The following is a 13,476-nucleotide window of genomic DNA, read 5'->3' as shown; positions in this document are numbered from 1 at the left end:
CTCACGCACCTCCAAAACAGATCAGGCGGTCAGCGTCTTGCACCGCGTCATGCAACTGGCCGAGGCCGGACAGTTCCCACGGTGCGCTGACGGAGACGGCGCCGCGTTGATAGCGCTTGGCTTCTTCGTCGTTCAGCACCCCTCGGCGCAGGGCCGCGGCGATGCACACCACGCCGTCCAGTTGTTGCTCGCTGATGAAAGCGCGCCACTGCTTGGGCACGTCCAGTTCGTCCTGCGGGGTGACCACCGCGTCGCAGGCGTTGTAGACGCCGTCCTGATAGAAAAACAGCCGGACAATCTCATGCCCGGCGGCCAGTGCGGCCTGCGCAAACAGCAGGGCACGGCGCGAGGAGGGCGCATGGGCGGCGGAAAACAGCGCAATGGCGAACTTCATGACGGACTCGATCAGCAAAACTGCGGCCATGATAAAGCTTTATCGGCGAGGCGGCTAAATCGATGTTGCCTGCTGGCGATAGCGAAGTGTCAGGCAAAAAACGCTGAGTCGTCAGCGCGGCATGTAACCCAATTGCCAGCGCCTGGGGATTTTCAGAGAGAGCAGCCCGATCATCGCGGCCAGCACACCGCTGACGAACATTGCCTTGAGGCCTAAATGATGTTCCAGCACCGCGCCCACAATTGCGCCGACAAACATCCCGCTCCACGGCACGAGCTGCACGCGCCAGCCACTGCGCCGCTCGCCGAGCAACCATCGGCCCAGACCGCGTCCAAACCGCGATAACGCGCCGGTGACATAGGTGAGCCCAACCGGTAGGCCGTTCACTTCTTCGACGGACGCGTTGAGCATGCCCATCGCAATAATCGCTGCGAGCAGCGCCGGCAGTTGCGTGTCAAACGGCCAGGCCGCCGACGCGCAGAGCAGGGTGGCGATGCAGAGCAGCAGCGGCAGCGCCCGGCGTCCGCCGAGACGCGCGACGAGCACGCCCAAGGCATTACCGACAATGAACGTCACGACAAGAATCACCAGGCGCACGGTCAGCCCGATATCGCCATCACTGATCGCCACCGCCAGTCGGGTGGTGTTGCCGCTCATGAACGAAACGAAGTCGCCGCTGGCCATGAAGCCGATAGCGTCGGTCATCCCGGCCAGTACCGACAGGCTGGCAACCAGCGCCAGGCCCACACGCCCGCGCCATTTTTGCTTGTGCAGATGGCCGGGGCTGGCGCGGTGAGTCGAGGCGGATGGCAGCATCGGCGAAAGTGTCCTTGAGCGGCGGTTAGGGTTCTATGCCATACAGATCGCAGTATTCCAGCCATTCCATGCCGGCCATCTCCGCGACTTCACGATGTACCTCCAGACGTTGCGCCTGATACTCCTCAGGCGAATCGGCGGTCAGTTTCAAGGTCAGTTCCCAAGCGAACAAGCCAAGGCTTTCTGCCTCCTCTTCGTAGGCTTCGTGCAGACGTTCTTCGCGAAACTGCGCTTGGGTTTCGCCTTTGGCCTGGGCCAGCAATGGATTGAGGTGGTCGAGGGTTTCGCGCAAATCAGGCCGCGCGTCGAGAAATAGTTTCAGGGCATGTTCATGTCGCTGGTCGGTAGGCGCCATGTGTTTTCCTTTGTGAGGCTGATGACCTTAGGTTGCCGTAGCTGACAGCGCATGTCGCGCTATAAATGCAGTAAAGCAGAACGATTTCTGCTGCTGCGATGATACAGTCCGCTTTTTTCTGAACGGGCGAACGCAATGCGAATTTTGATGGTAGCGCTGGCGGCGACGCTGCTGGCCGGTTGCGCGGGCTCCGCGATGAACGATGCTCGCACCAAAACCCCTTACAAGGTTTTGACTTCGGACAAGGCGGAGAAAGTAGTGGCTCAGTGCGTGCAATTCGGCTGGCAGGATGAAGCGGTTTTCGGCGTGGATGCCGCCGCGTATCTGGAATCGCGCCAGCAGGGTGGCACGACGGTTTATACCCGTTCGGCTGAGTCGTTTGTCGATGTGCTGACGGGGCCATCGGGCACGACGCTGAATTATTACGCGCAGAAGGACGATTTTGTCGCCAAGCGGCGTTTGGCGGCGTTGGCGACTTGTCTCTGATCGTGGGTTGAAGCGTCGCAAGCCCGCCCCACCTTTGAAATGCCTTTCAATGTGGGGCGGCTTGCTTACAAAAGCGCTACTGAATTCAATCTACAAGGCGCTTCTGGAAAAAGTGCCGCTTGTGCCCCAGCGGATAATCCGTAATCTCGCCACACTCGCTATAGCCCACTTTCTTGTAAAACTCAGGCGCCTGAAACGAGAAGGTGTCCAGCCAGATCCCCACGCAGTCTTTCTTGCGCGCAAGCTCTTCGGCCATCTGCATCAATTTTGAGCCGATGCCCTGACCGCGGCCCTCTTCCGGCACCGCCAACAGTTCAATGAACATCCACCGATAGAACGTGTGGCCATACAGGCCGCCAAGGATCGCGTCATGCTCGTCACGGACCAAAAGTGCAATGGGCTCCAGTGTCGAGGGGCCTGCTTTGGCGACGTTGTGGGCACGCAGCGGCGCCAGGATGGCGTTGCGTTGTTCTTCGTTCGGGTTCTCTGACAACTCGATGCGCAAGTTCATGCATGACTTCCTTGTGGAGTAAGGCGCCAGACTATCCTGCCTGGTGGTCGTGTTCCAAGCGTCAGTTTAAAACCGCTGGAACCACCGCTCCCGCGCCGGGGTCTAGCCATTTACAGCGTCATTCCAGCACGCGGTTGATGAGGACACCCCATGAACATTTTCGAAGCCCTTCGCGAGAGCCACGACCGCCAGCGCAGCTACGCCAAAGCCTTGGTCAAGACCAGTGGCGACAGCCCCGAGCGGGTCGAGGCCTACAAACAGCTCAAAGCCGAACTGCAAGCTCATGAAACGGCTGAAGAGCGACACTTCTACATCCCGCTGATGGAGTTCGACAACGGTGTCGATCTCAGCCGTCATGCCATTTCCGAGCACCATGAAATGGACGAAATGATGGAAGAACTGGACGAGACCGAGATGTCCAGTCCGGCATGGCTGGCGACGGCTAAAAAGCTCTCGGACAAGGTCCACCACCACCTTGAGGAAGAGGAGCAGAAGTTCTTCCAGATGGCCGGAAAGTTGCTCGACGAGAAACAGAAAGAGCAGCTCGCCGGGCAGTACGAAAAGGAGTTCCAGGCTCAACTGCCTTGAGTCGCAGATGCACGATTTTGTAACCTCGACGCGTACGCCTTTGGCTATGTGTCGAGTACGAGTCGCCACAATGCACTGTGTTTATATCCAGTGTTTCGGTCACTTTACCGATGATGCCCGGTCTGACTGCGACAAAACCGCCGATGGACAAAAAATCCGTCTCCGTTAGCTTGAAGGCCTCTCCTCGCAAAGGAGAGTTCTTAAATCAACGGAGTGAAAAACATGAATCAACCACAAGTACAAACCCAACTGCGACACGGTCGCGTCACTTCCCCGGCGAGCCGGGGTGCGGTCGCTATCGAGCAAGGACTGCTCGGTGCCTGGCAGGTCAATGAAATGGAAGGTGGCAAGAACTTCCCGGCACTGGCTGCCGGGCCGTTTCCGGCGCCCTACGAAACCGACTCTGACAGTGTCGCGCCACCTGCTGACGGCTACATTCTCAGCGGCGGCAAGACCGATCCCCGCGACTGCGTGAACTTCACCAACGACGAAATGAGCAAAAAGCTCGGTCGTCCGTTCGCCTGGCCGCTGCTCAATGTCACACCGGGGCAGACCCTGGAAATCAAGTGGGAATACACCGCGCCGCACACTACGCGTGGTTATCGCTGGCTGATCACCAAGGATGGCTGGGACTCGAACCAACGCATTACCCGCGCCCAACTGGAAGCGCAACCGTTCTTCGAAGACTTCTACACTCAGGTGCCGTATTACAGCCATTCGGCCGAGATGAAGGCCAAGGTTAACCACGAGGTAAAGCTTCCGACGAACAAGAAGGGGCATCACGTCATCGTACTGATGTGGATCGTCGCCAACACCGGCAACGCTTTCTATCAGGCCTTCGACGTCGACTTCAAATAACGGCGCAACGTCGCCAAACCCACACGTTCTGAAGGATTAGAACATGTCAAAAATTGATTTTTCTCTGGTGCAAAACGCGGCGAGCGATGCTGCTGCGCTGATGCCGAGCATTGCCGGTAAAAAAATCCTCATGGGCTTCTGGCACAACTGGCCGGCGGGGCCGAGCGACGGGTATCGTCAGGGCCGATTCGCCAGCATCGCGCTGGAGGATGTACCCAAGGAATACAACGTGGTCGCCGTGGCCTTCATGAGGGGCAACGGTATCCCGACCTTCAAGCCATTCAACGTTTCCGATGCCGAGTTCCGCCGCCAGGTCGGCGTGCTCAACAGTCAAGGGCGGGCCGTCCTGATTTCCCTGGGTGGCGCCGATGCGCACATCGAGTTGCGCAGCGGTCAGGAGCAACCGCTGGCCAATGAAATCATCCGTCTGGTGGAAACCTACGGTTTTGATGGGCTGGACATCGATCTTGAACAGAGCGCGATTGATTTCGCTGCCAACAAGACGGTGCTGCCGGCAGCGCTGAAACTGGTCAAGGATCACTACGCCGGCCAAGGCAAGCACTTCATCATCAGCATGGCCCCGGAGTTCCCGTATCTCACCAGCACCGGCAAATACGTCGGCTACCTGCAAGCGCTGGAAGGCTACTACGACTTCATCGCCCCGCAGTTCTACAACCAGGGTGGCGACGGGGTCTGGGTGCCTGAGGCCAACAACGGTGCCGGTGCGTGGATCGCGCAGAACAACGACGCGCTCAAGGAGGACTTCCTGTATTACCTGACCGAAAGTCTGGTGACGGGGACTCGGGGATTCACGAAGATCGCGGCGGACAAATTCGTCATCGGTCTGCCGGCCAACGTCGATGCGGCGGCCACCGGTTATGTGATCGACAAAACCGTGGTGGGCAACGTGCTCAAACGGCTGGCCATCAAGGGGCATCCGATCAAGGGCCTCATGACTTGGTCGGTTAACTGGGACAACGGTGTGAGCAAGGACCGCGTGCCGTACAACTGGGAGTTCAGCCGGCGTTATGGGCCGCTGATTCACGGAACCCTTGCGAGTTAGTTGCAACTGAGTGAGCCCGGTAGCGCTGCCGGGCTTTTTTTGTTGCAGAGATTATTCGACCATGGCTGCTTACCGATGAAAAAGGGATCAGGCGCCATGTCTACCACAGCCGAGCGGGTCAATATCATCGACACTCAGGTGTTGTCCCACGACTGGTATCTATTGAAGAAAATCACCTTCGACTATCACCGAAATAACGGCGAGTGGCAGCGCCAGACTCGCGAGGTCTATGACCGGGGTAATGGCGCAGCGATTCTGCTGTTCAATCGCGAGAAGCGTTCGGTGGTATTGACCCGTCAGTTCCGCTTGCCGGTGTTTGTCAACGGCCATGACGGTTTGTTGATCGAAGTGGCGGCGGGGTTACTTGAAGGTGAGGCCCCTGAACAACGGATTCGTGCCGAGGCCGAGGAAGAAACCGGCTATCGCGTCAGTGAAGTGAAGAAGGTGTTCGAGGCGTACATGAGTCCTGGCTCGGTGACCGAGAAACTGCACTTCTTCATTGCCGAATACGATGCAGCATCGAAGGTCAGCGAAGGTGGGGGCCTGGAAGAAGAGACGGAAGAACTGGACGTGCTGGAGTGGTCTTTTGATGATGCGATGGCAGCGTTTTATCGCGGCGAGATCTGCGATGCCAAGACCATCATGCTATTGCAATATGCGGCGATGAAAAACCTGTTCGCTGCCTGAACCCGGATCGAACCTGCTGTTGCTTCAGAGCGACCCCGTATTGGCGAGGGTGGGCTGCAAAGTGACTTGGAATTTTTTGCCAGCGCTGTGCCCGAGAGCGGGCAGGCGCAATGCGCAAACCCGGCCATACTGCTTGATGCGTTTGAAGCGTTCCCCTCTGTTTTGCACAGCCCCTAAAACAAAAAAGAGATCGACTCATGAAGTACGAACCGTTGACCAAATCGCTGATTGCGACCTCACTGGCACTCAGTTGCGTGATGGCTCACGCCGCGTCGGTGGCGCCGGTTGCCGCCGAAAACGGCATGGTGGTGACCGCGCAACACCTGGCCACTCATGTGGGCGTCGATGTATTGAAAAGTGGCGGTAACGCGGTGGATGCGGCGGTGGCGGTGGGTTATGCGCTGGCGGTGGTTTATCCCGCTGCGGGCAATCTTGGTGGTGGCGGCTTCATGACCATTCAATTGGCGGACGGGCGCAAGACCTTCCTCGATTTCCGCGAAAAAGCCCCACTGGCCGCGACCGCCAACATGTACCTCGACAAGGAAGGTAACGTCATCCCCGACCTGAGTACCCGTGGGCACCTGGCGGTCGGCGTGCCCGGCACTGTGTCCGGTATGGAATTGGCGCTGAGCAAGTACGGGACCAAACCACGCACGGAGATGATCGCCCCGGCGATTAAATTGGCCGAGGACGGATTCGAGCTGGAGCAGGGTGACGTCGAGCTGCTCGAATACGCCACCGACGTGTTCAAAAAGGACATGCGTGATTCCGGCTCGATTTTCCTCAGCAACGGCGAGCCGATGCAGGTCGGGCAAAAACTGGTGCAGAAGGACCTCGGCAAGACCCTGCGCACCATTTCCGAAAAAGGCGCCGACGGTTTCTATAAAGGCTGGGTGGCCGACGCCATCGTCACGTCCAGTCAGGCCAACAAAGGCATCATCACTCAGGCCGACCTCGATCAATACAAGACGCGCGAGCTGGCGCCCATTGAGTGCGATTACCGAGGCTATCACGTGGTTTCGGCACCACCACCGAGCTCCGGCGGTGTGGTGATCTGCGAGATCATGAACATTCTTGAAGGCTATCCGATGAAGGATCTGGGCTTCCATTCGGCCCAAGGCATGCACTACCAGATCGAAGCGATGCGTCACGCTTACGTGGATCGCAACAGCTACCTCGGCGATCCGGATTTTGTGAAGAATCCGATCGGGCACCTGTTGGACAAAAACTATGCGACCCAACTGCGCAATGCGATCCAGCCGCAGAAGGCCGGCGTGTCGGCTGAGTTGAAACCCGGCGTGGCGCCCCATGAAGGTAGCAACACCACGCACTATTCGATCGTCGACAAGTGGGGCAATGCGGTGTCGGTCACTTACACTCTCAATGACTGGTTTGGCGCGGGCGTGATGGCGAGCAAGACCGGGGTGATCCTCAACGACGAAATGGACGACTTCACCTCCAAGGTCGGCGTGCCGAATATGTACGGTCTGGTACAGGGAGAAGCCAACGCCATTGCGCCGGGCAAGGCACCGCTGTCGTCGATGAGCCCGACCATCGTCACCAAGGACGGCAAAGTGGTGATGGTGGTCGGCACGCCGGGCGGCAGCCGCATCATCACGGCCACCTTGCTGACCATGCTCAACGTCATCGACTACGGCATGGGCTTGCAGGAAGCGGTCGATGCGCCGCGCTTTCACCAGCAATGGATGCCGGAAGAAACCAACCTCGAAGACTTCGCCGCCAGCCCGGACACGAAGAAAATCCTCGAGAGCTGGGGCCACAAGTTTGCCGGGCCGCAGGATGCCAACCACATTGCCGCGATCCTGGTGGGTGCGCCGTCACTGGGCGGTCAGCCGGTAGGGAAAAACCGTTTCTACGGCGCCAACGACCCACGTCGCAATACCGGGTTGTCGCTGGGTTACTGAAAGGCGTAAAAAAGGGGGCGGGCTCGCGTCCGTCCCCGCCTCAAGGATTGATCAAGGAAGGCTCATCATGACAACCGCATTACTGATCATCGACGTCCAGCGTGCCCTGTGCTCGGGCCAATACCAGTGCTACGACGTCCTCCGCGTGATCGACACCATCAACGACCTCAGCGCCCGCGCGCGTCAGTCAGGGGTTCCGGTGGTGTTCATTCAACATGAGGAAAACGACAGCCCCCTGGCCCATGGCGCCGATGGCTGGCAACTCGCCGAAGGGCTTGAGACCTCGGCGAACGATCTGCGAGTACGCAAAACCACACCGGACTCTTTCTATCAGACCGATCTGAGCAAGCTGCTGCCGATCGAAGACTTTGAAAGCCTGGTGATCTGCGGCCTGCAAACCGACTACTGCGTCAACGCTACCGTGCGCCAGGCCCATCAGTTGGGTTACGACGTGGTGCTGGCCTCGGACGCTCATTCCACCCTTGATAACGGCAACATGAAGGCTGAAGACATCATTGCCGAACATAACAAAGACCTCGCGCACCTGACCGGTTCGGTGGCGCGGGTCGACGTCAAACCTGCCGTCGATATCGTGTTCTAGCCACACCGAGTCGTCCATGTGGGAGCGGGCTTGCTCGCGAAAACGGTGGGTCATTCAACATTGCACTGCGATTCGGCGTGCAGCAATCACGGCATTCAGCCGGCGACTGCTGACTGCCGAACAGCCGTTCAGCGCTGGACACTTCGGCGATGCACGGATGCTCGCGAGCGATCCGAATTCGCGCCGCCACATAGGCGCGCAAGCCGATCAGCGGATCATCGCTTTCGCGCAGCACCGCCGAGGCTTCCCGCAGCGGTTCGACAAAACCCGGCAGCACTTTGCAGTAAAGGTTTTCCTTGGTCTGGAATCAGTCAGCTCGTTTGGCATCAGTGAAGACAAATTTTTTGCCAGTTTTTCCCATTCAGTCTTTCCCCAAACGGTCGCGCGCTCTAGAATCCGCCCGGCTTCCGAGGTGGAGGCGTATTGCCATCATTCGGCATTGTTTACAGAGGGACAGACATTATGCAATTCGGGAAAGTCCTGGCGCTGGGCCTGGTCATCACGCTGGGCGGTTGCGCCAGTTTCACCCAAGATGAAGTGGCGCCGGTGACACTGCCGTCGATGGCCAATTACGCCAATAAGCCAAATGTTTATGTTGATTTCGATTTCTATCAGGGCGAGCCGAAAAGTGCCTCTGCCACTGAAGTGCCGCAGGCGCGCGATCAACTCAAGCCACAACTGCAGAAAATCCTCTCCGACTCCGGCCTGTTCGGCCGTGTCACTCTGGACGAATTTCAGAAGCAGCCGGGCGACTACAACCTGCGTTTGAAGGTGTACAACCATCCGCCTAATGGTGGGCAAATGGTGCTGGCGTTCATCAGCGGTTTCAGCATGATGGTGATCCCGGCTTATGGCACCGATCAGTACACCATGAGCCTGGAAACCCTCGATGATCAAGGTCAGGCGACGACGACCGCGAGCAATCACGATGCAATTGGCACCTGGTTCGGTATCTGGTTCATCCCGCTGATGGCCAACACGCCTAAAGAGGCAATGAGTGACACCTTCACTCGCCAGGTCAACGCACTGCTCAAGCAAATGGTCGAGCGCAACAGCCTGAAATACTCATCACTTGGAGCCCAAATCCCACGGGCCTGAAGCCAAAAAAAGAGCCGCGATTGCGGCTCTTTTTTTGTCTGTTACTTCAATGCCTGAACGAACTGCGGATCGCTGTACAGTTCCTTCAGAAGGTCACGCAGCATCGGGTTGTAAGCGTTGACCGCGTTCGGGATCGCAATAAACCCGAAGAAGCTGCTGCTCCATTGGCTGCTGACATCCTTGGTCGCGTCGTACACCACATCGTTGCCGTTGAGCAGGGTGAAACGCGCAGCCAGTTTGCCGTTACCCGTGCCCATGCCGGCGCTGAGTTCGTTCTTCACCACCAGCACTTTTAACTGACGCTGCGCTTGCGGATCCAGCAGACCGGCCTTGCGCAGTTCTTCGGTGATGGCGTCCTGGATGTGCGCCGGGATGCTGCCGGACGGTGAACGGACAGGATTGGCGCGCACAAACAGCGAGCCTTCACCGGATTGCGCGGTGACCTGAGGATTGCTGATCGCATGCAGCGGCGGGGTTTGTTTGAGCTTCTGGACGTTTTCGTAGCTCGGTTCATAGCGGGTCATGGTCATGCCACACCCTTGCAGCAACAGCGCCAACATCGGGATCAACAATAGCGACTTCTTCACGGCAGTTCCTTGCGTGGGAATATAAGGGGGGCGAATTATGGGCATAGTGCCATCATTGAGCAACCGTGTTCGCCGGCCCCATCAACAAGGCTTCAACCTGCGCCAATTCCCAGGTACTGAGCAAACTCACCGGATCAGTGCCATAGCGCTGCCACGTCTCAAGCGTGCCTTCCTGGCCATCGGGATTGCGGGCGTATTCACAGTGATGCAACTGTTGTTCTGCAAAATCCAGCAGCAGGTGCCAGCCTTCGATGTCGACCACTACCCATCCTGATCCGGTGGATGTTTCGCACACCTTGAGCGCGAGTACGCCCAGCGCAGCCTCACGCAATCGTTGGCAAACCTCGCGGGCGGTCAGAAATACAGCCATGTTCGAACTCGATCAGTGCACAAGAGCGCCAGCATAAAGCGCGGGTCCACAAGTGTCAGCGATCACTGGCCCCATCGCGGACAATTCCGTAACATTCGCAACCCTCTTTTGCGCAACACTCTTTTCACCCAATAAAAGCGGCCGTGTTTGTCGGCCGCTCAATCAGGTAAGCCATGAAACCGATACGTCTGCGCGCCGATGTCCTGGCCGGACTCACTACCTCGTTCGCCCTGTTGCCCGAATGCATTGCATTTGCGCTGGTGGCCCACCTCAATCCGCTGATGGGCCTGTACGGCGCCTTCATCATTTGTACGCTGACCGCGTTGTTCGGTGGCAGGCCTGGGATGGTCTCCGGTGCGGCAGGTTCGATGGCGGTGGTAATCGTTGCGCTGGTGGTGCAGCAAGGCGTGCAATATCTGCTGGCAACGGTGTTGCTGGGCGGTTTGATCATGATGGCGTTCGGGCTGTTGCGCCTGGGTAAACTGGTGCGAATGGTGCCGCACCCGGTGATGCTCGGCTTCGTCAACGGCCTGGCGATCATCATTGCGCTGGCGCAACTGGAGCATTTCAAGAGCGGTGAAGACTGGCTCAGCGGCACGCCGCTGTACCTGATGACCGGGCTTGTGCTGTTGACCATGGCTATCGTCTACATCTTGCCGCGCCTGACCCGTGCGGTGCCGCCGGCACTGGTGGCGATCCTCGGTGTTGGCCTGCTGGTGTATCTGCTCGGCCTGCCGACCCGCACCCTCGGTGACATGGCGCATATCGCTGGTGGCCTGCCGACCTTCGCGTTGCCGGACATCCCGTGGAACTTTGAAACCCTGCGCATCATCGCCCCCTACGCGATCCTGATGGCGCTGGTCGGCCTGCTGGAAACCCTGCTGACCCTCAACCTCACTGACGAAATCACCGAAACCCGTGGCTACCCGGATCGCGAATGCGTGGCGCTGGGTGCGGCGAACATGGTTTCCGGTGCCTTTGGTGGCATGGGCGGCTGCGCGATGATCGGCCAGACCGTGATCAACTTGAGCTCTGGCGGGCGCGGGCGTTTATCCGGCGTGGTGGCGGGCGTGCTGATCCTGTTGTTCATTCTGTTTCTGTCGCCGCTGATCGAACGTATTCCGTTGGCGGCGCTGGTCGGCGTGATGTTCGTGGTCTCGCAGCAGACCTTCGCGTGGGCCTCGTTGCGGGTGGCGAACAAAGTGCCGCTCAACGATGTGCTGGTGATCATCGCTGTGACCATCATCACCGTGTTCACCGATCTGGCCACGGCGGTGCTGTGCGGGATCATCATCGCCGCGTTGAATTTTGCCTGGCAGCAGGCTCGCGAGTTGTACGCCGATCAGCACATGGAAGCCGACGGCAGCAAACTCTATCGCTTGCACGGCACGCTGTTTTTCGCCTCGGCGACGCCGTTCCTCAACCAGTTCGACCCGGCCAACGATCCGCAAAAAGTGACGCTGGATTGCCGGCATTTGAGCTTTGTCGATTACTCGGCGATTGCCGCGCTGAAAACCCTGCGTGAGCGTTACGAAAAGGCCGGCAAGCATTTGCAGGTGTTTCATCTGTCGGAACGCTGCAAGAAACTGCTCAAACGTGCCGGAGTGGAGCACCACTGATCAACAGTGGGAGCCAGCAACCTGGCTCCCACTGGGTTTTGTGTATCCAGGTTTCAGATTGCCGGGAAATCGATATCGGTCAACGCTGCATTGTTCAGGTAGTTGGTCAGTGTCTGTACCGCCACCAGCGCAATCACCTCAATTATTTTCGTGTCATCGATCCCGGCAGCGCGGGCGGCGGCAATCTGCTCATCGCTCAACTGACCTCGGCTTTCGGTGAGTTGATGGGCGAGGGCGGCGTAGGCATTGAGTTCGCCCTGACGCGCTGCGCCGATGTCCTGCGCCGATAGTCCGGCCTTGCTGGCAAACAGGGTGTGCGCCGCCAGGCAATAATCGCAACCGTTGACCTGCGAAGTGGCGAGGTAAACCGCTTCTTTCTCCTTGGCGCTCAGCGAGGTTTTACCGAGTATCGCGGAAGCTTGCAGGTAGGTCTCAAGCGCCACCGGGGCCTTGGCCAGTGTGGTGAACACGTTGGGCAGGAAGCCGATTTTCTTTTTTACGCCTTCGAGTACCGGGCGGGTGGCGTCGGTGGCGGTGTCGAGGCTGATAGCGTGGATGCGGCTCATGGTGATTCTCCGAAAGTCCGGTGCGAAGTGCACCGGCGATGGAGAGGATGTTAATGAGGGTGACTGGCGTATTGGCTGCAAATCGTCGAGGATATGCGACAGTTCGTCCAGATATGCCGTTGAGGAGTCGCCCATGGATCGCCTTTCCACGTTACTCAGTCATTTCGCTGTCCATGCCGGCACGTTTCACAGCGGCAACTTTTGCGGCATCAGCGTTCACGACGGCGAGCCAAACGGGCATGTGCATCTGCTGCAGGCGGGGGAGTTGTTGCTCAAACCGGGCAATGAGCGTGAGATACGACTCGATGAACCGTCGCTGGTTTTTTTTCCCAGACCCTTTGCCCACCGAATGTTTGCCGACGAGTCCATGGACACGAGAGTGGTCTGCGCGACACTGACCTTTGACGGCGGCTCCGGAAACGCTCTGGCAGCCGCGCTGCCGGATTATCTGGTGCTCAAACTCACCGAGATCCCCGAGCTGGGCAATACCCTGGAGTGGCTGTTCAAGGAAGCTTTCGAAGGGCATTGCGGGCGCGTCGCCGTGATGGATCGGCTGTTCGAATTGCTGGTGATTCTGCTGTTGCGCCACCTCATCAGCAATCGTGACCAACAACCGGGGATGATGGCCGGGCTGGCCGATCCGCGTTTGTCTCGCGCCTTGAACCTGATACACGAACAACCGGCAAAACCTTGGAGCGTGGCTGACCTGGCGACTGCTGCCAATCTGTCCCGCGCCGGATTTGCCGAGCAGTTTCGCCGCGTCGTCGGGCAGACTCCGGCCGATTACCTGCTGAGTTGGCGGGTCAGCCTCGCGCAGAAACGCCTGCGCGAGGGCAAACCGATTGCACTGATCGCCGAAGAGGTCGGTTACGAAAGTCCTTCGGCGCTGGCCCGGGCGTTTCGACGCAAGACCGGATCAAGCCCTCGGGAGTGGAAGGCCGGCACTTGAGCA

At 58.6% G+C, this 13,476-nt stretch carries 17 protein-coding genes and 1 pseudogene; 10 read left to right on the top strand and 8 right to left on the bottom strand.

Annotation, left to right across the window (positions count from 1 at the left end; genetic code table 11):
• Position 1: 1 nt before the first annotated feature.
• From tusD to AACY18_RS06575, 3 genes are all read right to left on the bottom strand, one after another.
• Positions 2-394: a sulfurtransferase complex subunit TusD gene (gene tusD / locus AACY18_RS06585; protein ID WP_339464577.1), complete on the bottom strand. Its 393-nt coding sequence runs from the start codon at positions 392-394 to the stop codon at positions 2-4.
• A gap of 111 nt (positions 395-505) precedes the next feature.
• On the bottom strand, positions 506-1,210 hold the full coding sequence (locus AACY18_RS06580) for a YoaK family protein (protein ID WP_339434092.1): 705 nt from the start codon (positions 1,208-1,210) through the stop codon (positions 506-508).
• A 25-nt stretch (positions 1,211-1,235) separates the two neighbouring features.
• Complete coding sequence (locus tag AACY18_RS06575) at positions 1,236-1,565, bottom strand: DUF6388 family protein (protein ID WP_221730362.1); 330 nt, start codon at positions 1,563-1,565, stop codon at positions 1,236-1,238.
• 135 nt (positions 1,566-1,700) lie between these two features.
• On the opposite strand from AACY18_RS06575, the gene AACY18_RS06570 reads away from it, so the two are divergent.
• Positions 1,701-2,051 carry a hypothetical protein gene (locus AACY18_RS06570; RefSeq protein ID WP_339434093.1) on the top strand — a complete coding sequence of 117 codons (351 nt, stop codon included), beginning with the start codon at positions 1,701-1,703 and terminating at the stop codon, positions 2,049-2,051.
• Between the two features lie 85 nt (positions 2,052-2,136).
• Here the strand turns inward: AACY18_RS06570 and AACY18_RS06565 are convergent, their stop codons facing one another.
• Positions 2,137-2,562 (bottom strand): GNAT family N-acetyltransferase, encoded by a 426-nt coding sequence (locus AACY18_RS06565; protein ID WP_339434094.1) that lies wholly within the window; start codon positions 2,560-2,562, stop codon positions 2,137-2,139.
• Positions 2,563-2,712: 150 nt separating this feature from the next.
• On the opposite strand from AACY18_RS06565, the gene AACY18_RS06560 reads away from it, so the two are divergent.
• The 6 genes and pseudogenes from AACY18_RS06560 (at position 2,713) to AACY18_RS06535 (ending at position 8,284) form a co-directional block, all read left to right on the top strand.
• A complete protein-coding gene (locus tag AACY18_RS06560) occupies positions 2,713-3,150 on the top strand; it encodes a hemerythrin domain-containing protein (protein ID WP_339434095.1) in 438 nt (145 codons plus the stop codon).
• Between the two features lie 222 nt (positions 3,151-3,372).
• Complete coding sequence (locus tag AACY18_RS06555) at positions 3,373-4,008, top strand: lytic polysaccharide monooxygenase auxiliary activity family 9 protein (protein ID WP_339434096.1); 636 nt, start codon at positions 3,373-3,375, stop codon at positions 4,006-4,008.
• A 43-nt stretch (positions 4,009-4,051) separates the two neighbouring features.
• Positions 4,052-5,053, top strand: a pseudogene (locus AACY18_RS06550) (chitinase); the annotation flags it as partial.
• 114 nt (positions 5,054-5,167) lie between these two features.
• Positions 5,168-5,758: an NUDIX domain-containing protein gene (locus AACY18_RS06545; protein ID WP_339434098.1), complete on the top strand. Its 591-nt coding sequence runs from the start codon at positions 5,168-5,170 to the stop codon at positions 5,756-5,758.
• Between the two features lie 197 nt (positions 5,759-5,955).
• The gene (ggt, locus tag AACY18_RS06540) at positions 5,956-7,683 is read left to right on the top strand and encodes a gamma-glutamyltransferase (RefSeq protein ID WP_339434099.1); all 1,728 of its coding nucleotides are present in this window, start codon (positions 5,956-5,958) and stop codon (positions 7,681-7,683) included.
• A 67-nt stretch (positions 7,684-7,750) separates the two neighbouring features.
• Positions 7,751-8,284 carry a cysteine hydrolase family protein gene (locus AACY18_RS06535; RefSeq protein WP_339464576.1) on the top strand — a complete coding sequence of 178 codons (534 nt, stop codon included), beginning with the start codon at positions 7,751-7,753 and terminating at the stop codon, positions 8,282-8,284.
• On the opposite strand, the gene AACY18_RS06530 is transcribed toward AACY18_RS06535, so the two are convergent.
• Positions 8,256-8,519, bottom strand: coding sequence for a hypothetical protein (locus AACY18_RS06530; protein ID WP_339464582.1), 264 nt, complete (start codon positions 8,517-8,519; stop codon positions 8,256-8,258). The genes AACY18_RS06535 and AACY18_RS06530 overlap by 29 nt on opposite strands.
• Before the next feature lie 227 nt (positions 8,520-8,746).
• Here AACY18_RS06530 and AACY18_RS06525 point away from each other — a divergent pair, with 227 nt between their 5' ends.
• Positions 8,747-9,382, top strand: coding sequence for a hypothetical protein (locus AACY18_RS06525; protein ID WP_339434102.1), 636 nt, complete (start codon positions 8,747-8,749; stop codon positions 9,380-9,382).
• Positions 9,383-9,423: 41 nt separating this feature from the next.
• On the opposite strand, the gene AACY18_RS06520 is transcribed toward AACY18_RS06525, so the two are convergent.
• Both AACY18_RS06520 and AACY18_RS06515 read right to left on the bottom strand, forming a co-directional pair.
• Positions 9,424-9,969: a hypothetical protein gene (locus AACY18_RS06520; RefSeq protein WP_339434103.1), complete on the bottom strand. Its 546-nt coding sequence runs from the start codon at positions 9,967-9,969 to the stop codon at positions 9,424-9,426.
• Between the two features lie 52 nt (positions 9,970-10,021).
• Entirely contained in the window at positions 10,022-10,339 is a 318-nt protein-coding gene (locus tag AACY18_RS06515; protein WP_339464575.1) for a DUF7693 family protein, read from the bottom strand.
• Positions 10,340-10,512: 173 nt separating this feature from the next.
• On the opposite strand from AACY18_RS06515, the gene AACY18_RS06510 reads away from it, so the two are divergent.
• Positions 10,513-11,958, top strand: coding sequence for a SulP family inorganic anion transporter (locus AACY18_RS06510; protein ID WP_339434105.1), 1,446 nt, complete (start codon positions 10,513-10,515; stop codon positions 11,956-11,958).
• A 53-nt stretch (positions 11,959-12,011) separates the two neighbouring features.
• On the opposite strand, the gene AACY18_RS06505 is transcribed toward AACY18_RS06510, so the two are convergent.
• Positions 12,012-12,524, bottom strand: a complete 513-nt coding sequence (locus tag AACY18_RS06505) for a carboxymuconolactone decarboxylase family protein (protein WP_339434106.1) — start codon at positions 12,522-12,524, stop codon at positions 12,012-12,014.
• A gap of 133 nt (positions 12,525-12,657) precedes the next feature.
• Here AACY18_RS06505 and AACY18_RS06500 point away from each other — a divergent pair, with 133 nt between their 5' ends.
• Positions 12,658-13,473, top strand: a complete 816-nt coding sequence (locus AACY18_RS06500) for an AraC family transcriptional regulator (protein WP_339434107.1) — start codon at positions 12,658-12,660, stop codon at positions 13,471-13,473.
• The last annotated feature ends 3 nt before the right edge of the window (positions 13,474-13,476 follow it).

Source organism: Pseudomonas sp. EA_65y_Pfl2_P74 (assembly GCF_963970575.1).
Taxonomy (GTDB): Bacteria; Pseudomonadota; Gammaproteobacteria; order Pseudomonadales; family Pseudomonadaceae; genus Aquipseudomonas; species Aquipseudomonas baetica_A.
This window is presented reverse-complemented; position numbering and strand designations above follow the sequence as displayed.